Raw genomic sequence first — 17195 nt, 5'->3', positions numbered from 1 at the left:
GGGCCACGTGCGTGGATTGGCGCGCCACTCAACTTCGTTCAAGAAGTGATGTCCGGCCGCCTGTTGAGCGGTTCGGGGATCTTGAACGTGGCGCACTTCACGCAATGTCCAGAAACGGAACGGCCGCTGGGTCCCGCTGTGACCCCGGCAGGGCCGCTACGGCCCCAACACCCTGCGCAGGTAGTCGTTCTGGAAGCGGCGGTCGGGGTCGAGCCGGTCACGGAGCGCGGTGAACTCGCCGAAGCGCGGGTAGACACCATGGAAGTAGTCGGCGTCGCGCGTGTGCACCTTGCCCCAGTGCGGGCGCCCCTCGTGCGCCGTGAAGATCCGCTCCGCGGCCGTGAAGTACGCCTGGTAGGGCGTCCCCTTGACCATGTGGACGGCGATGTACGCGGTGTCCCGGCCGGACGCGGTGGACAGCGTGATGTCGTCCGCGGGCGCGGTGCGCACCTCCACGGGGAAGCTGACCCTGAGGCCCGAGCGGTCCACCGCGGCCTTCAGTTCCCGCAGGGTCTCGACGACGGCCTCGCGCGGGACGGCGTACTCCATCTCCACGAACCGCACCCGGCGGGGCGACGTGAAGACCTTGTACGGGATGTCGGTGTAGGTCCGCGCGGACAGCGCCTTGCTGGAGATCCGGGCGATCGAGGGAATCGTGCCCGGCGCGGCGCGGCCCACCCACTGCGCCACCTGGAAGACGCCGTTGGAGAGGAACTCGTCCTCGATCCAGCCCTTCAGCTGCGGCACCGGCTGCTCGGGGCCCGCGCTGCGGTTGTTGCGCTTGGTGTTGGTGGAGCCGGTGTGCGGGAACCAGTAGAACTCGAAGTGTTCGTTCTCGGCCCAGAGTTCGTCGAAGGTGCTGGTGACCTTGTCGAAGCTCATCGGCTCCTCGCGGGCGGTGAGCAGGAAGATCGGCTCCACGGCGAAGGTGATCGCGGTGACGATGCCGAGCGCGCCCAGGCCGATCCGCGCGGCCGCGAAGACCTCGGGGTTCTCCTTCTCGGAGCAGCTGAGCACCGAGCCGTCGGCCGTGACCAGCTCGAGTCCCCTGATCTGGGCGGCTATCGAGCCCGACTCGCGGCCGGTGCCGTGGGTGCCGGTACTGGTGGCCCCGGAGACCGTCTGCTCCATGATGTCGCCCATGTTGGTGAGCGAGAGTCCCTCGCGCGCGAGAGCCATGTTGAGCCTCTTGAGCGGCGTGCCGGCCTCCGCCGTGACGGTCATGGCGTCCCGGTCGATGTTGCGGATGCCGGTCAACAGTTGAGGGCGGATCAACACACCGTCGGTCGCGGCGATGGACGTGAAGGAGTGCCCGGTGCCGACGGCCTTCACCTTCAGGCCGTCCTCGGCGGCCTTCCGCACGGCAGCCGCCAGCTCGTCGACCGAGGCGGGCGTGACCTCCCGCGCGGGACGGGCGGTGACATTGCCGCCCCAGTTACGCCACGTGCCGTTCTTCCCGCTCGCTGCCGTGCTCAACGGTGCCTCCCCGACGTGGAGCCGGCCTGCTGAGCCGGCGGTACCCCAGGAAACCGACCGCGACCGCGACGGCCCCGGCGACCGCCGGAACCCCGTACCCGGCGCGCGCACCGGCCGCGTCGATCACCCAGCCGGCCACCGAGGAGCCGAGCGCGACCCCCACCGCGAGCCCGGTGCTGATCCAGGTCATGCCCTCGGTCAGTTGCGCGCGTGGTACGTGCTGCTCGATCAGGGACATCGTCGTGATCATCGTGGGAGCGATGGACAGACCCGCTACGAACAGCGCCACGGCCAGAAACGGCAAGTTTCCGACCAGTAGGAGGGGGATCATACTCACGGCCATGGCGCATATGCCCAGCAGCCAGCGGCGCTCGGGCGCTCCCGGCAGGTGCAGCAACCCGAAGACGAGCCCCGCGACGCACGAACCCGCCGCGTAGAGGGCGAGCACCACACTCGCGGCCCCCTTGTGACCCTGCTCGTCGGCGAAGGCCACAGTGACCACGTCCACCGCCCCGAAGATCGTGCCGGTCGCCACGAAGGTGGCCACCAGGACGTGGAGGCCCGGCGAGCGCAGCGCCGAACGGCCGCCGTCCTGCTCGCGCGGGTGCGGCTCCGGCTCGGTGGCGCGCTGCGCGGTCAGCCAGAAGACGCCGACCGCCAGGAAGCAGGCCGCGAGCAGCGGACCCGCCTCCGGGAACCAGGCCGTGGAGAGCCCGATGGAGATGATCGGCCCGAAGATGAAGCAGACCTCGTCGACGACCGACTCGAAGGAGTAGGCCGTGTGCAGCTGCGGGGTGCCCCGGTACAGGGCCGCCCACCGCGCGCGGATCATCGCGCCGAGGCTCGGCACCGAGCCGATACCGACGGCGCACACGAACAGCACCCAGTCCGGCCAGCCGAAGTGCGCGGCGAGCAGCATCCCCGCGGACGCCACGAGCGCGACGAGGGTCGCCGGGCGCAGCACCCGGCGCTGGCCGTGCAGGTCCACCAGGCGCGACACCTGCGGCCCGATCGCCGCGGCCGCCAGCGCGATGGTGGCCGACAGCGATCCCGCGAGCCCGTACCTGCCGGTGAGCTGGGAGATCATCGTGACCACGCCGATGCCCATCATCGACAGCGGCATCCGGCCGACGAACCCCGCGGCGGAGAAGCCCTTGGAGCCGGGGGCGGCGAACAGGGCGCGGTAGGGGCTGGGCACGGAGGTCTCCGGTCGGACAAGGGGCAGCTGGCGGGCGGCCGCGACGTAAGGCGTCAACGCGGCCCATACAGCTTACGAGTGAGGTGACCCCAACGCACCCGTCCGAACGGGCCGGGAACCCGGGTGGTCACCCCGCCGTTTCCCGGCTGTCAGTACCGGATGACAGGATCGACCCATGCGAGACGCGCTCGACGCCACCCCCTACGACGCCCTGCTCCTGCTCTCGTTCGGAGGCCCCGAGGGCCCGGACGACGTGGTCCCGTTCCTGGAGAACGTGACGCGCGGGCGCGGCATCCCCAAGGAACGCCTGAAGGAAGTCGGGCAGCACTACTTCCTGTTCGGCGGGGTCAGCCCGATCAACGACCAGAACCGCGCCCTGCTGGACGCCCTGCGCAAGGACTTCGCGGACCACGGCCTGGGCCTGCCGATCTACTGGGGCAACCGCAACTGGGCGCCCTACCTCACCGACACCCTGCGCGAGATGGTCGCCGACGGCCACCGCCGCATCCTGGTCCTCGCCACCAGCGCCTACGCCTCCTACTCGGGCTGCCGCCAGTACCGCGAGAACCTCGCCGACTCGCTGGCCGCCCTGGAGGCCGAGGGCCTTCAGCCGCCGAGGATCGACAAGCTGCGGCACTACTTCAACCACCCCGGCTTCGTGGAGCCGATGGTCGACGGAGTGATCGAGTCCCTCGCCGAGCTCCCCGAGGAGGTCCGCGACGGCGCCCACATCGCCTTCTCGACGCACTCGATCCCGACCGCGTCCGCGGACACCTCCGGCCCGGCCGAGAGCCACGGCGAGGGCGGCGCGTACGTCGCCCAGCACCTGGAGGTCGCCCGGCTCATCGCCGACGCGGTCCGTGAGCGCACCGGCGTCGACCACCCCTGGCAGCTCGTCTACCAGTCGCGCTCCGGCGCCCCGCACATCCCGTGGCTGGAGCCCGACATCTGCGACCACCTGGAGGAACGGCACGCCTCCGGCGTCCCGGCCGTGGTGATCGCGCCCATCGGCTTCGTCTCCGACCACATGGAGGTCCTCTACGACCTCGACACCGAGGCCAAGGCCAAGGCCGAGGAGCTGGGCCTGCCGATGCGCCGCTCGGCGACCGTCGGCGCCGACCCGCGGTTCGCCGCCGCGATCCGCGACCTCGTCCTGGAGCGCGCCTCCGTGGAGCGAGGCCAGGAGGTCACCCCCTGCGCCCTGGGCGCCCTCGGGGCAAGCCACAACCTCTGCCCGGTCGGCTGCTGCCCCGCCCGCGCCCCCAAGCCCGCCGCCGCGGGCGCCGACAGCCCGTACGCGTGAGGAGCGCCGTGACCGACCCCCTGCACGCGGAACTGCTTCAGCTGGCCCAGGAGGCGGCCCGGCGCGCCGGCACCCTGCTGCGGGACGGCCGCCCGGCCGACCTCGAGGTCGCCAGGACCAAGTCCAGCCCCATCGACGTGGTGACCGAGATGGACATCGCGGCGGAGAAGCTGATCACCGACCTGATCTCCGAGCGCCGCCCGGACGACGGCTTCCTCGGCGAGGAGGGCGCGTCCACCGAGGGCACCAGCGGGATCCGCTGGGTGATCGACCCGCTCGACGGCACCGTCAACTACCTCTACGGACTGCCGACCTGGTCCGTCTCCATCGCGGCCGAGCAGGACGGCGAGACCGTCGTCGGGGTCGTCGCGGTGCCGATGCGCGGGGAGACCTACCACGCGGTCCGCGGCGCGGGCGCCTGGGCCACCGGTGCCTGGGAGGGCGAGCGCAGGCTGACCTGCCGCCCGGCGCCGCCCCTGGAGCAGGCCCTGGTGTCGACGGGCTTCAACTACGTCAGCGAGGTCCGCGCGCACCAGGCCGAGGTGGCCGCTCGGCTGATCCCGCTGCTGCGCGACATCCGCCGCGGCGGATCGGCGGCGGTCGACCTGTGCGACCTGGCCGCGGGCCGCCTCGACGGCTACTACGAGCGGGGCCTGAACGCCTGGGACTACGGGGCCGGTGACCTCGTCGCCCGGGAGGCGGGCGCCCTGACCGGCGGACGCCCCGGAGAGCGCCCCAACCCGGCCCTCACTGTCGCGGGCACCCCGGGCGTCTTCGAGCCCCTCCAGCGGCTCCTGGAGGACTTCGGCGCCTGGCACGACTGAGGGGCGACCACCGTACGAACACGAGGTGAACGCGGCCGTACGCCGACGCAGCGGACCCCCGGCGCTGGATTCGCCGGGGGTCCGCTGTCGTGCCGCGAAGCCGATCAGACGCTAGGCGCCGACCTCCACACCGTGCTCGGCGGCGAGGCGGCGCAGGTCGTCGAGCTCGCCCTGCTCCACCTCGACGAGGAAGTCGTCGCCCTCGTTGCGAGCCCGCGTCAGGTCGGTCTCGGTCGCCCTTATGCGCTGCAGAAGTCCTGCGGTGAATGCGTCCATGCTGCGCCCCCTCGTCCTGGGTCGTGAGTCGGTGGCACGGGGGTGTGCCGTTCGGAAGGGGCGATCACGTCTCCTATGGGTGCCCAGCGCTGCCCTGCCGGGCGGCGACGGTGCCGGACACCCACACCCGCTCTGGACAAACGGGAGCGCGTCGTGCCGCATGGTGGTACGGCACATGCAGAGCGTGATCGCGGGGTGTAAAGCCGTCCTCCCCCCGCACCTTCCGACGGAAACCTCAACCACGCGAGAAAATCCCGCATTCCCGCTCTCACACCTGTCTTTCAGCTGCCCCTCATCCGCCTTACCGCCGACTTATGGCCGAAAAGGGCAGGATGGAGACCAACACTCACCCGAACTCCTGCCCGTGCGGTGCCCGAAGCGCGCTACGCGGGTGGACACAGGAAGGACAAGCGACGTGCGCGTACTCGTCGTCGAGGACGAGCAGCTGCTCGCCGATGCGGTGGCCACCGGACTGCGCCGGGAGGCCATGGCCGTCGACGTCGTGTACGACGGTGCGGCCGCCCTGGAGCGCATCGGCGTCAACGACTACGACGTGGTCGTCCTCGACCGCGACCTCCCCCTCGTCCACGGTGACGACGTCTGCCGCAAGATCGTCGAACTCGGCATGCCCACGCGCGTGTTGATGCTCACGGCCTCCGGTGACGTCAGCGACCGCGTCGAGGGCCTGGAGATCGGCGCCGACGACTACCTGCCGAAGCCCTTCGCGTTCAGCGAGCTGACGGCACGCGTGCGTGCCCTCGGCCGGCGCACCAGCGTGCCCCTGCCGCCGGTCCTGGAGCGTGCCGGGATCAAGCTCGACCCCAACCGCCGCGAGGTCTTCCGCGACGGCAAGGAGGTCCAGCTCGCGCCGAAGGAGTTCGCCGTCCTGGAGGTGCTGATGCGCTCCGAGGGCGCCGTCGTCTCCGCTGAGCAACTCCTGGAGAAGGCGTGGGACGAGAACACCGACCCCTTCACCAACGTCGTGCGGGTCACCGTCATGACCCTGCGCCGCAAGCTGGGCGAACCCGCGGTGATCGTCACCGTCCCCGGCTCGGGCTACCGGATCTGATAACCCGTGGCTTCGACTCCCGCTCCTCCCCAAGCCCCTCCGAAACCCACCTGGGACCCCAGGCGGCCGGCCCCGCAGCTGCCCTGGCTGCGCCCGACCATCCGCATAAGGCTCACGCTGCTGTACGGCGGCATGTTCCTGATCGCGGGCATCCTGCTGCTGTCGATCATCTACCTGGTGGCCGCGCAGGCGCTGAACGTGGGCAGCAAACTGCCCTTCGAGATCACCTCGGGCAATGTCACCAGCGACATCTGCCGCAACCTGCCTGACAGCGGCACCTCCGAGGTCATGAACAAGGCCATCAACGCCTGCGTCAACGACCAGCGCCAGCACGCCCTCGACGACCTCCTCAGCCGTTCCCTCCTGGCCCTGCTCGGCCTCGCGATCATCGCCTTCGCCTTCGGCTACGCGATGGCCGGCCGTGTCCTGTCGCCGCTGGGCCGGATCCTGCGCACCGCTCGCTCGGTGGCCGGCTCGGACCTCTCCCGCCGTATCGAGCTGGACGGCCCGGACGACGAGATCAAGGAACTGGCCGACACCTTCGACGACATGCTGGAACGCCTGGAGCGGGCCTTCACGGCCCAGCAGCGCTTCGTCGGCAACGCCTCGCACGAGCTGCGGACACCGCTGGCGATCAACCGCACGCTCCTGGAGGTGCACCTGTCCGATCCGGGCGCGCCAATGGAGCTCCAGCAGCTCGGCAAGACGCTGCTGGCCACCAACGAGCGCAGTGAGCAGCTCGTGGAGGGCCTGCTGCTGCTCGCCCGCAGCGACAACCAGATCGTCGAGCGCAAGCCCGTGGACCTCGCCGAGGTCGCGGAGCAGGCGGTCGACCAGGTGCGCGGCGAGGCCGAGGCCAAGGGCGTGGCGATCCGCGGCGAGCAGAAGTCCGCGGTCGTCCAGGGCAACGGCGTCCTGCTGGAGCGCATCGCCCTGAACCTCGTGCAGAACGCCGTGCGCTACAACGTGCCCGAGGACGGTTGGGTCGAGGTCACCACGGAGGTCCGGCACGGCCAGGCGGTGCTCACGGTCTCCAACACGGGCCCGGTCGTGCCGGCGTACGAGGTCGACAATCTCTTCGAGCCCTTCAAGCGGCTGCGCGGCGCCGACCGCACCGGCAGCGACAAGGGCGTCGGACTCGGCCTGTCCATCGTGCGGTCCGTGGCGCGGGCGCACGGCGGGCACATCACGGCTCAGCCGCGTGAAGGGGGTGGGCTCGTGATGCGAGTCGCCCTGCCGGTCTGAGATCATGGCCCCCGCACTGAGATCGACACTCGGGGATGTTCGCTTTGCGCGGAATTTTCTGGGCACCCGGCGGACTGTTCCGTGTGTGATCGATCACAAGGGAGATTTTCCGGCCATCTACTCTCAGTGATCATGCACCCTGTCGGAAAGCCGGGATAATCCGGGTTTTCAGGGGTCGTGATCACGGGAAGTACACGGTGAGACGCCTTTGAAGTGCGGGATTCGGACCGTGTACGGTCCCGATCGCCATCCAACCCGATCACTCAAGAGGAGTCCGGTTGGGTGTCGATTGAGTAACAGACCTTGATGTGAGGCAAAATCTCCGCCTCGGGTCGGGCACAAGTCCGGCCTCTCACGCGTTACGTGCGCTGGAGACACCGCAGACACCCAGAGGGGGAGAGCGACATGGCAACGGATTACGACACCCCACGCAAGACCGACGACGACGTCGACTCGGACAGCCTTGAAGAGCTCAAGGCCCGGAGGAACGACAAGTCGACGTCCGCCGTCGACGTGGACGAGTTCGAGGCCGCGGAAGGCCTGGAACTGCCCGGCGCAGACCTCTCCAACGAGGAGCTGGCCGTCCGGGTGCTGCCCAAGCAGCAGGACGAGTTCACCTGCATGAGCTGCTTCCTGGTGCACCACCGCAGCCAGCTGGCCCGCGAGAAGAACGGCCAGCCGATCTGCCGCGACTGCGACTGAGGGCGGGTCGGGCATGACTGGCTCGACCCCTCCTAGGAAGCGCCGCTTTCCCCTGCGGAAGGCGGACCAAGGGCCGTCCGTCGGTCCTCAGCGCGCGCGTGACGACGAGCGGGGCTCTTTCGATCCGGGAGCCTCGCTCGAACCGGCGGCCGGCCGGGCTGACCTCCCGGTGCCGGCCGACATGACCAGGACGCCTCCTCCCGTCGCCGGACGGCGTGGGGCGGCGATCCGGGACAAGGCCCGGGAAGGGGTCCGCAAGGGCGGCAGCCGGGCCAGGGCGGGCCTGGCGTACCTCACCGACCGGATCATCGAGATCGCCCCGCGTGTCCCCGTACGGGACCTCGCGACCCTCCGTCGCCAGTTCCCCGGCCTCGGCCCCGAGGAGCTCGCCGACAAGCTCGTCACGGGCGCGGCGAGCGCCACCGCGACGGTCGGTGCCGGGGTCGGTGCGGCGGCGATGCTCCCCGTGCCTCCGGCGATGCCGACCGAACTGGCCGCCGAGATCACCGGCGTGGCCGCGATCGAGCTGAAGCTGATCGCCGAACTGCACGAGGTCTACGGCGTGCGGCCGCCCGGGAACCTCCGGGAGCGCAGCACCGCGTATCTGAACTCCTGGTCCGGGGAGCGCGGGATCGACGTGAAGAAGCCGTCGACGTTCAACAACGCCGTGAACAGCCGTATGAAGCAGCAGCTGCGGCAGCAGATCATGAAGCGGATGATCCGTGACCTGCCGAACCTGATGCCGTTCATGGTGGGCGCGGCCGTGGGTGCGGTCATGAACCGCCGGGACACCAGGAAGCTCGCCGAACGCATCCGCCAGGACCTGCGCAGGATGCAGGTGCCCTGGAGCGAACTCCCCGCGCTGCCGGCTCTGGAGGTTCCGGAGAACCCGCTGGAGCTGGAGAAGTAAGACTTCCGTGAGAAGTGCGGGCCCCACCCTCGGGTGAAGCCCTGCACGAACGTTCTAGGCGGCGGTGGTGCGGGCCGCCTTCAGCGCCTCGGCCAGCCGCTCCGGGTCCCGCGTCGACAGGTACAGGTAGGGCGTCGGGTCGGCCGGATCGGTCACCTCGACCTTCAGCGCCCTCGGGATGTAGGCCCGCAGCAGCAGGAACGCGCGGGTGTCGGCCTTGTAGGTCCGCCAGGCCCGGGCCTCCTCCGGGTCCAGGATCTCCGCGTCACCCAGCGCCGACACCGGGATCTTCGCCTCGCCCGCGATCAGCGAGTCGCCCACCACACGGATGCGCAGCGAGCCGTAGGAACTCGCCATGACCGCCGCCGCCGCGGTGCCGCCGACCAGGCCGCCGAGCAGCGGCAGCGTGCCGAAGGGGAGCAGGATCAGCGCGAGGGCGACCCCGACCAGGAAGGAGATCAGCCACCAGGAGCGGGGGGCGGTGAGGCGTTCGTCGTACGGGACGGCGGAGGGCTGCATGAAACCAAGCTTGGCACGGTGTCCTGATACTCCCGATGTCAGGGGGAGCCAGCGCGAAGCGCTGTCAAGCAGGGTGGCGGTGGGAGACGGGCGGGCGGGTAAGGTCTGCGCCTGTGAGTGGTACTTCCCCGGCTCTGCGGCCTCCCGCCGACGCGGCGCAACCAGTGCGACACCCGGACGCTCCCGCGCCCGGTGAGCTGCTCGGTGCGCACTACGGCCAGTGTTTCGGCTGTGGCGGCGAGCAGCCCCACGGACTGCACCTGGAGGCGCGGGCCGGCGAGGGCGTCTCGGTCACCGCCGAGTTCACCGTGCGCCCCGCCCATCAGGGCGCTCCCGGGCTCGCGCACGGCGGAGTCCTCGCGACCGCCCTCGACGAGACCCTGGGCTCGCTCAACTGGCTGCTGCGCACCATCGCCGTGACCGGCCGCCTGGAGACCGACTTCGTGCGGCCGGTGCCGGTCGGCACGGTGCTGCACCTGGAGGCCGAGGTGACGGCGGTGGCCGGGCGGAAGATCTACTCGACCGCCACCGGCCGGATCGGCGGCCCCGAAGGACCCGTCGCGGTCCGCGCGGACGCCCTGTTCATCGAGGTCAAGGTGGACCACTTCATCGACAACGGCCGCCCGGAGGAGATCCGGGCCGCCATGGACGACCCGGACCAGGTCCGGCGTGCCCGTGCCTTCGAGGTGAACCCGTGAGCCGTGACCCCGTGAACGTGCTGATCCGGCGCGTCGACCCCGACGTACCGCTTCCGGCGTACGCGCACCCCGGTGACGCGGGCGCCGATCTGCGGACCACCGAGAGCCGTGAACTGAAGCCGGGGGAGCGGGCCGTGCTGCCCACCGGGGTGTCTGTGGCGCTGCCGGAGGGGTACGCGGCCTTCGTGCACCCCCGATCCGGCCTCGCCGCCCGCTGCGGTGTCGCTCTCGTGAATGCCCCGGGGACGGTTGATGCCGGGTACCGTGGGGAGATCAAGGTGATCGTGGTGAATCTCGACCCGCACGAGCCGGTGCGGTTCGAGCGCTTCGACCGGATTGCCCAACTCGTCGTCCAGCAGGTCGAGAGGGTCCGCTTCCAGGAGGTCGCGGAGCTTCCCGGATCGGCGCGGGCCGAGGGGGGCTTCGGGTCCACCGGCGGTCACGCCGCCGTGGGCGACGGGGGCGATACAGACGATGCGGCCGCCGTGGGCGGTCATACGGGTGGGAATCGATACGCTTCGGTCGTATCCGACCGGGAAGGACAGTGACGTGTTCGGACGTCGCAAGAAGAAGGGTGCCGCCGAGGACGCGGCCGGCGAGGCCGAGCAGGTCGTCGACAGTGTCGACACTGAGGCGGACGACGTAGAGCGCGAGCGCGTACGGCTGGAGCCGGAGCCGCGCCCCGACGGGCCCTGGGACGACACCGAGGTCCGCGACCCCGCCGAGGGCCGGGTCGACCTGGGCGGTCTGTTCGTCCCGGGTGTCGACGGCATGGAGCTGCGGGTCGAGGTCGCGGGCGACGCGATCGTCGCGGCCACCGTCGTGCTGCGCGACAGCGCCATCCAGTTGCAGGCCTTCGCCGCTCCCAAGCGCGAGGGCATCTGGGGCGAGGTGCGCGAGGAGATCGGCTCCGGCATCACGCAGCAGGGCGGCATCGTCGACGAGGTCGAGGGTCCGCTGGGCTGGGAGCTGCGCGCCCAGGTGCCGGTGCAGCTGCCGGACGGCACGGGCGGCTTCCAGGTCGTCCGGTTCGTGGGTGTGGACGGCCCGCGCTGGTTCCTGCGCGGTGTGATCTCGGGCCAGGGTGCGGTGCAGCCGCAGGCGGCCGGGCTCCTGGAGCAGATCTTCCGGGACACGGTCGTGGTCCGCGGCGAGGGCCCGATGGCGCCCCGCGACCCGATCGTCCTCAAGCTGCCGAACGACGCCCAGATGGTTCCCGAGGGCGTCCAGCAGCAGGAGGAGGGTTCCCGCTTCTCCGGCGGGATGGGCCAGCTCCAGCGCGGTCCGGAGATCACCGAGGTCCGCTAGTCGTACGACGTCGAGGGCCGTACCCCGTCCCGGGGTGCGGCCCTTTCGCGTGCGCGGAGTCTTGACGGCCGATTGGTCTGTACCTACGGTCTCCGCTCAACGCCTCTGTTCATAAAGGCGCTTTCCGTTCACATACGAGAACGAAAGGCCTCCCCCGTATGCGCAGAACCGCTCTCCTCGCCACCGTCGCGGCGCTCGCCGCCGGCGCTCTCGCCGTACCCGCCGACGCCGCCCCCGCCGCCTTCGTCCATCCCGGAGTCACCGTCTCCCAGGGGCAGTTGGACTTCGTCCGCGGCAAGGTCAACGCGGGCGCCCAGCCCTGGAAGGGTGCCTTCGACAAGATGCTGGCGAGCAAGTACGCCGATCTGAACCGCACGCCGAAGCCGCGCGCGGTCGTCGAGTGCGGGTCGTACTCGAACCCCGACTACGGCTGCACCGACGAGCGCGAGGACGCGATCGCCGCCTACACCGACGCGCTCGCCTGGTACATCACGCGGGACGACCGGTACGCCAAGAAGGCCATCCAGCTCATGGACGCCTGGTCGGCGGTGATCGCGGACCACACCAACAGCAACGCGCCCCTCCAGACCGGCTGGGCCGGCTCGACGTGGCCCAGGGCGGCCGAGATCATCAAGTACACGTACACCGGAAGCTGGTCGAACTCCGGGCGCTTCGCGACCATGCTCCGCAACGTCTACCTCCCGGAGATCATCAACGGCTCGAACTCCAACGGGAACTGGGAGCTGTCGATGATGGAGGCCGCCGTCGGCATCTCCGTCTTCCTGGAGGACAAGGCGTCGTACGACAAGGCGATGGGGAAGTTCCGGACCCGTACCGCCGCGTACGTGTACCTGGAGTCCGACGGCGCGCTGCCGAAGACCGTGCCGAGTCAGAACCTCAACACCCGGGAGAAGATCGTCAATTACTGGCAGGGGCAGTCGACCTTCGTCACCGGCCTCACCCAGGAGACGTGCCGGGACCTCACGCACACCGGGTACGGCATCTCCGCGATCTCGCACGTGGCCGAGACCAGCAGGATCCAGGGACAGGACCTGTACGGCACCGATGTGGGAGAGCGGCTGCGGCAGGCGCTGGGGTTCCAGGCCAAGTACGAGCTGGGGACGGCTGTGCCCGGTTGGCTGTGTGGGGGGTCGCTGAAGCTGGGGCTCGGGCCGGTCACCGAGGTCGGCTACAACGCCCTGCACAATCGGCTTGGCATGGGCATGACTAACACGCAGACGCTGACCGAGCGGAACCGTCCCGCGGGCAGCAACAATCTCTTCGTGGCGTGGGAGACGCTCACGCACGGGGACAACCCGAGCTGAAAGCGTTGAAGGCCGGGCGCCGTACGGTGATACTGGCGCCCGGTTTCACGGCGGTTCAGGGGTTTCACGCTTCACGGGGGAGGACGTATGACGCAGGTGATCACCGAGACCGCGGTGCGGGTCGAGGACATCCACAGGTCGTTCGGTGAGGGGGCCGGCGCGGTGCACGCGCTGCGCGGGGTGTCCTTCGAGGTGCCGCGCGGTGAGCTGGTGGCTCTCAAGGGGCGTTCGGGCTCCGGGAAGACCACGCTCCTCAACATCGTCGGCGGGCTCGACCGGCCCGACCGGGGGCGGGTGGAGCTCGACGGCGTCGATCTCGCCGGGCTGGACGAGGACGGGCTGCTGGCGCTGCGCCGGGACCGTATCGGCTTCGTCTTCCAGTCCTTCGGGCTCATCCCGATCCTCACGGCGGCGGAGAACGTCGGCGTCCCGATGCGGCTGCGGCGGGCGGAGGCACGCGCGCGTGAGGAGCGCGTCGAGCTGCTGCTCGCCCTGGTCGGCCTCTCGGACCACGCGAAGCAGCGCCCCGGCGAGCTCTCCGGCGGCCAGCAGCAGCGTGTCGCCATCGCCCGCGCCCTCGCCAACAACCCCACCCTCCTCGTCGCGGACGAGCCGACCGGCCAGCTGGACGCGGAGACCGGCCACGCCGTGATGGAACTGCTGCGGGCCGTCGTACGCAGCGAGAACGTCACGGCGCTGGTGGCCACGCACGACGCAACGCTGCTGGACCTGGCGGACCGGGTGCTGGAGCTGGGGGACGGGGAGATCGTGGGGGGCTGAGGGGTGGGGCGGGGGCCCTCGGGGCAGGTGGAGGTGTGGGGCGCGTCCGGATCGCTCAGAGAGTCCAAGGGCATGACCGCAAGTAGCCCGGTCAGGTCCGGCCCCACGTCGAGGTGTCCGGTCTCCGTTGGCCCCACCTCCGCCACGGCGGCCCCTCCCCGCGTCAGAGTTGCGTCAAAGAGCACGCCCAGCCCCCGTTCCGGCCCCCTTCGTCGGGGTTGTCGGACGTAGGGTCGGCGCTGCGTAGGCAGTGGTGACCGGAAGACAATGGGCTCATGGGACGCGGCAGGCTTCGGATTTATCTCGGTGCGGCACCGGGGGTCGGGAAGACGTACGCGATGCTGTCCGAGGCCCACCGCAGGGTCGAGCGGGGCACCGACTGCGTCGTGGGCTTCGTGGAGCATCACGGGCGCCCGCGCACCGAGGTCATGCTGCACGGGCTCGAGGAGATCCCGCGCCGGGAGATCGAGTACCGGGACGCCGTCTTCACCGAGATGGACGTCGACGCCGTGCTGCGGCGGGCCCCTGCCGTCGCCCTGGTGGACGAACTCGCCCACACCAACATCCCGGGCTCCCGCAACGCCAAGCGCTGGCAGGACGTGGAGGAGCTGCTGGCGGCGGGGATCGACGTGGTCTCGACCGTGAACATCCAGCACCTGGAGTCCCTCGGCGACGTCGTCGAGTCGATCACCGGGGTGCGCCAGCGCGAGACCGTGCCCGACGAGGTCGTACGGCGGGCCGACCAGATCGAGCTTGTCGACATGTCGCCCCAGGCGCTGCGGCGGCGGATGGCGCACGGCAACATCTACCAGCCGGACAAGGTCGACGCGGCGCTCTCCAACTACTTCCGCCCCGGCAACCTCACCGCGCTGCGCGAGCTCGCCCTGCTGTGGGTGGCCGACCGGGTCGACGAGTACCTCAAGCAGTACCGCAACGAGCACCGCGTCTCCAGGATCTGGGGTTCGCGGGAGCGGATCGTGGTCGGGCTGACCGGCGGGCCGGAGGGGCGCACCCTCATCCGGCGGGCCGCGCGGCTGGCCGAGAAGGGCGCCGGCGGTGAGGTCCTCGCCGTCTACATAGCGCGCAGCGACGGTCTGACCTCCGCGTCACCCAAGGAGCTCGCCGACCAGCGCACCCTGGCCGAGGACCTCGGCGGAACCTTTCACCACGTCGTCGGCGACGACATACCGGCCGCGCTGCTCGACTTCGCGCGCGGGGTCAACGCCACCCAGATCGTCCTCGGCTCCTCCCGGCGCAAGACCTGGCAGTACGTCTTCGGACCGGGTGTGGGCGCGACCGTCGCGAGGGAGTCCGGGCCCGACCTGGACGTGCACATCGTCACCCACGACGAGGTCGCCAAGGGGCGTGGACTGCCCGTCGCCCGCGGTGCCCGGCTCGGACGGGCCCGCATCCTGTGGGGCTGGCTGGTCGGCATGGCGGGACCGGTACTCCTGACCGTCCTGCTCAGCGCCGTCGACCTCGGCCTCGCCAACGACATGCTGCTGTTCCTCGCGGTCGTGGTCGCCGCGGCCCTGCTCGGCGGGCTGTTCCCGGCGCTCGCCTCGGCCGCGGTCGGCTCGCTGCTGCTGAACTACTTCTACACACCGCCCCTGCACCGCTGGACCATCGCCGACCCGAAGAACATCGTCGCCATCGTGATCTTCGTGGGCGTCGGCATCTCGGTGGCCTCCGTCGTCGACCTGGCGGCCAGGAGGACCCATCAGGCCGCCCGGCTGCGTGCCGAGTCGGAGATCCTGTCCTTCCTCGCCGGGAACGTGCTGCGCGGCGAGACCGGCCTGGAGGAGCTCCTGGAGCGGGTCCGGGAGACCTTCGGCATGGAGTCGGCGGCCCTGCTGGAACGGGCGAGCGACACCGAGCCCTGGACCTGCGCGGGCCGCTCCGGACTCGGGCCGCCCGTGGAGCGGCCGGAGGACGCCGACGTCGACATGCCCGTGGGGGACCACATGGCGCTCGCGCTCACCGGCCGGGTGCTGCCCGCCGAGGACCGCCGGGTGCTGGCCGCGTTCGCCGCCCAGGCCGCCGTCGTCCTGGACCGCAGCCGCCTCCAGGAGGAGGCCGACCGGGCCCGCACGCTCGCCGAGGGCAACCGGATCCGCACGGCGCTCCTGGCGGCCGTGTCGCACGACCTGCGGACCCCGCTCGCCGGGATCAAGGCGGCCGTCTCCTCGCTCAGGTCCGACGACGTGGCCTGGTCCGAGGAGGACCGGGCGGAACTCCTGGAGGGCATCGAGGAGGGCGCCGACCGGCTCGACCACCTCGTGGGCAACCTGCTCGACATGTCCCGCCTCCAGACCGGCACGGTCACCCCGCTCATCCGGGAGATCGACGTCGACGAGGTGGTGCCGATGGCGCTCGGCGGGGTGCCCGACGGAAGCGTCGAGCTGGACGTCCCGGAGAGCCTGCCGATGGTCGCCGTGGACCCGGGGCTCCTGGAGCGCTCGGTGGCCAACCTGGTCGAGAACGCCGTCAAGTACAGCCCGTCCGGCGAGCTCGTCCGGGTCTCCGCCAGCGCCATCGCCGACCGGGTCGAGGTGCGGGTCGTCGACCGCGGCCCCGGCGTCCCCGACGAGGCCAAGGAACGCATCTTCGAGCCCTTCCAGCGCTACGGCGACGCCCCGCGCGGTGCCGGGGTGGGGCTCGGGCTCGCGGTGGCCCGGGGTTTCGCGGAGGCGATGAACGGCACCCTCAACGCCGAGGACACGCCCGGCGGAGGCCTCACCATGGTGCTGACGCTCCGCGCGGCGCACACGCGCGTGGAGTTCCCCGAAGAACCCTTCGCGGAAGCGGAACCCCAGAGCGCGGAACCCGAGAGCACCGCGGCGGAACCCGAAAGGCAGGCCACATGACCAGAGTGTTGGTCATCGACGACGAGCCGCAGATCGTGCGCGCCCTCGTGATCAACCTCAAGGCGCGCAAGTACGAGGTCGACGCGGCGCACGACGGCGCCACGGCCCTCCGGCTCGCCGCCGCCCGCCACCCCGACGTGGTCGTCCTCGACCTCGGCCTGCCCGACATGGACGGTGTCGAGGTGATCAGGGGGCTGCGCGGCTGGACCCGGGTGCCGATCCTCGTGCTGTCCGCCCGGCACTCCTCCGACGAGAAGGTCGAGGCGCTGGACGCGGGCGCCGACGACTACGTCACCAAGCCGTTCGGCATGGACGAGCTGCTGGCCCGTCTGAGGGCCGCCGTGCGCCGCGCCGAGCCCACGGGGGGCGGCGAGGACGACGTCCTGGTGGAGACCGACGAGTTCACCGTCGACCTGGCCGCGAAGAAGGTCCAGCGGCACGGCCGTGACGTACGGCTCACGCCCACCGAGTGGCACCTGCTGGAGGTGCTGGTGCGCAACACCGGCCGGCTGGTCGGGCAGCGGCAGCTCCTCCAGGAGGTCTGGGGGCCGTCGTACGGCACGGAGAGCAACTACCTGCGGGTCTACATGGCCCAGCTGCGGCGGAAGCTGGAGGCGGACCCTTCGCACCCCAAGCACTTCATCACGGAGCCGGGCATGGGATACCGGTTCGAGAAGTGAGGAGCCGGGAACGAA

Annotated in this window: 17 protein-coding genes; 13 read left to right on the top strand and 4 right to left on the bottom strand. The window is 70.8% G+C overall.

Annotated features, from left to right (window positions below; all coding sequences use genetic code 11):
- Positions 1–156 precede the first annotated feature (156 nt).
- A complete protein-coding gene (locus tag OHN19_RS10645; RefSeq protein ID WP_330263959.1) occupies positions 157–1476 on the bottom strand; it encodes a D-arabinono-1,4-lactone oxidase in 1320 nt (439 codons plus the stop codon).
- Positions 1436–2674 (bottom strand): MFS transporter, encoded by a 1239-nt coding sequence (locus tag OHN19_RS10640; protein WP_330263958.1) that lies wholly within the window; start codon positions 2672–2674, stop codon positions 1436–1438. The genes OHN19_RS10645 and OHN19_RS10640 overlap by 41 nt, the downstream gene beginning before the upstream one ends.
- Before the next feature lie 175 nt (positions 2675–2849).
- Here OHN19_RS10640 and OHN19_RS10635 point away from each other — a divergent pair, with 175 nt between their 5' ends.
- Both OHN19_RS10635 and OHN19_RS10630 read left to right on the top strand, forming a co-directional pair.
- Positions 2850–3977, top strand: a complete 1128-nt coding sequence (locus OHN19_RS10635) for a ferrochelatase (protein ID WP_330263957.1) — start codon at positions 2850–2852, stop codon at positions 3975–3977.
- Between the two features lie 8 nt (positions 3978–3985).
- Entirely contained in the window at positions 3986–4801 is an 816-nt protein-coding gene (locus OHN19_RS10630) for an inositol monophosphatase family protein (protein ID WP_330263956.1), read from the top strand.
- 111 nt (positions 4802–4912) lie between these two features.
- Here OHN19_RS10630 and OHN19_RS10625 read toward each other — a convergent pair whose 3' ends face one another.
- Entirely contained in the window at positions 4913–5077 is a 165-nt protein-coding gene (locus OHN19_RS10625) for a hypothetical protein (protein WP_330263955.1), read from the bottom strand.
- A 415-nt stretch (positions 5078–5492) separates the two neighbouring features.
- On the opposite strand from OHN19_RS10625, the gene OHN19_RS10620 reads away from it, so the two are divergent.
- From OHN19_RS10620 to OHN19_RS10605, 4 genes are all read left to right on the top strand, one after another.
- Positions 5493–6146, top strand: a complete 654-nt coding sequence (locus OHN19_RS10620; RefSeq protein ID WP_030605557.1) for a response regulator transcription factor — start codon at positions 5493–5495, stop codon at positions 6144–6146.
- A gap of 6 nt (positions 6147–6152) precedes the next feature.
- Complete coding sequence (locus tag OHN19_RS10615; protein ID WP_330263954.1) at positions 6153–7391, top strand: HAMP domain-containing sensor histidine kinase; 1239 nt, start codon at positions 6153–6155, stop codon at positions 7389–7391.
- A 405-nt stretch (positions 7392–7796) separates the two neighbouring features.
- Positions 7797–8093 (top strand): DUF4193 domain-containing protein, encoded by a 297-nt coding sequence (locus tag OHN19_RS10610; RefSeq protein WP_005481602.1) that lies wholly within the window; start codon positions 7797–7799, stop codon positions 8091–8093.
- Positions 8094–8106: 13 nt separating this feature from the next.
- Positions 8107–9003, top strand: coding sequence for a hypothetical protein (locus tag OHN19_RS10605; protein ID WP_330263953.1), 897 nt, complete (start codon positions 8107–8109; stop codon positions 9001–9003).
- A gap of 54 nt (positions 9004–9057) precedes the next feature.
- Here OHN19_RS10605 and OHN19_RS10600 read toward each other — a convergent pair whose 3' ends face one another.
- Complete coding sequence (locus OHN19_RS10600) at positions 9058–9522, bottom strand: DUF3093 domain-containing protein (RefSeq protein ID WP_330263952.1); 465 nt, start codon at positions 9520–9522, stop codon at positions 9058–9060.
- Positions 9523–9635: 113 nt separating this feature from the next.
- Between OHN19_RS10600 and OHN19_RS10595 the strand changes: the two genes are divergently transcribed.
- The 7 genes from OHN19_RS10595 to OHN19_RS10565 all read left to right on the top strand — a co-directional run bounded on the left by OHN19_RS10595 (position 9636) and on the right by OHN19_RS10565 (position 17180).
- Positions 9636–10220: a PaaI family thioesterase gene (locus tag OHN19_RS10595; protein ID WP_330263951.1), complete on the top strand. Its 585-nt coding sequence runs from the start codon at positions 9636–9638 to the stop codon at positions 10218–10220.
- Positions 10217–10768: a dUTP diphosphatase gene (dut, locus tag OHN19_RS10590; protein WP_330263950.1), complete on the top strand. Its 552-nt coding sequence runs from the start codon at positions 10217–10219 to the stop codon at positions 10766–10768. Before OHN19_RS10595 ends, dut begins: the two co-directional genes overlap by 4 nt.
- 1 nt (position 10769) lies before the next feature.
- Complete coding sequence (locus OHN19_RS10585; protein ID WP_330263949.1) at positions 10770–11528, top strand: DUF3710 domain-containing protein; 759 nt, start codon at positions 10770–10772, stop codon at positions 11526–11528.
- A 158-nt stretch (positions 11529–11686) separates the two neighbouring features.
- Complete coding sequence (locus OHN19_RS10580) at positions 11687–12853, top strand: alginate lyase family protein (RefSeq protein ID WP_330263948.1); 1167 nt, start codon at positions 11687–11689, stop codon at positions 12851–12853.
- An 87-nt stretch (positions 12854–12940) separates the two neighbouring features.
- The gene (locus OHN19_RS10575) at positions 12941–13633 is read left to right on the top strand and encodes an ABC transporter ATP-binding protein (RefSeq protein WP_330263947.1); all 693 of its coding nucleotides are present in this window, start codon (positions 12941–12943) and stop codon (positions 13631–13633) included.
- Between the two features lie 275 nt (positions 13634–13908).
- Entirely contained in the window at positions 13909–16500 is a 2592-nt protein-coding gene (locus OHN19_RS10570) for a sensor histidine kinase KdpD (protein WP_330263946.1), read from the top strand.
- Positions 16497–17180 carry a response regulator gene (locus tag OHN19_RS10565; RefSeq protein ID WP_330263945.1) on the top strand — a complete coding sequence of 228 codons (684 nt, stop codon included), beginning with the start codon at positions 16497–16499 and terminating at the stop codon, positions 17178–17180. Before OHN19_RS10570 ends, OHN19_RS10565 begins: the two co-directional genes overlap by 4 nt.
- Positions 17181–17195 lie beyond the last annotated feature (15 nt).

This window comes from Streptomyces griseorubiginosus (genome assembly GCF_036345115.1).
Taxonomy (GTDB): Bacteria; Actinomycetota; Actinomycetes; order Streptomycetales; family Streptomycetaceae; genus Streptomyces; species Streptomyces griseorubiginosus_C.
Note: the sequence above shows the minus strand (reverse complement) of the source record. Positions and strands in the feature narration are given on the sequence as shown.

Excerpts from the sequence above, each read along its gene's own strand:
- OHN19_RS10610 (WP_005481602.1), top strand. The coding sequence starts at position 7,797 with ATGGCAACGGATTACGACACCCCACGCAAGACCGACGACGACGTCGAC.
- OHN19_RS10605 (WP_330263953.1), top strand. The coding sequence starts at position 8,107 with ATGACTGGCTCGACCCCTCCTAGGAAGCGCCGCTTTCCCCTGCGGAAG.
- OHN19_RS10635 (WP_330263957.1), top strand. The coding sequence starts at position 2,850 with ATGCGAGACGCGCTCGACGCCACCCCCTACGACGCCCTGCTCCTGCTC.
- OHN19_RS10565 (WP_330263945.1), top strand. The coding sequence starts at position 16,497 with ATGACCAGAGTGTTGGTCATCGACGACGAGCCGCAGATCGTGCGCGCC.
- OHN19_RS10625 (WP_330263955.1), bottom strand. The coding sequence starts at position 5,077 with ATGGACGCATTCACCGCAGGACTTCTGCAGCGCATAAGGGCGACCGAG.
- OHN19_RS10570 (WP_330263946.1), top strand. The coding sequence starts at position 13,909 with ATGGGACGCGGCAGGCTTCGGATTTATCTCGGTGCGGCACCGGGGGTC.
- OHN19_RS10580 (WP_330263948.1), top strand. The coding sequence starts at position 11,687 with ATGCGCAGAACCGCTCTCCTCGCCACCGTCGCGGCGCTCGCCGCCGGC.
- OHN19_RS10600 (WP_330263952.1), bottom strand. The coding sequence starts at position 9,522 with ATGCAGCCCTCCGCCGTCCCGTACGACGAACGCCTCACCGCCCCCCGC.
- OHN19_RS10575 (WP_330263947.1), top strand. The coding sequence starts at position 12,941 with ATGACGCAGGTGATCACCGAGACCGCGGTGCGGGTCGAGGACATCCAC.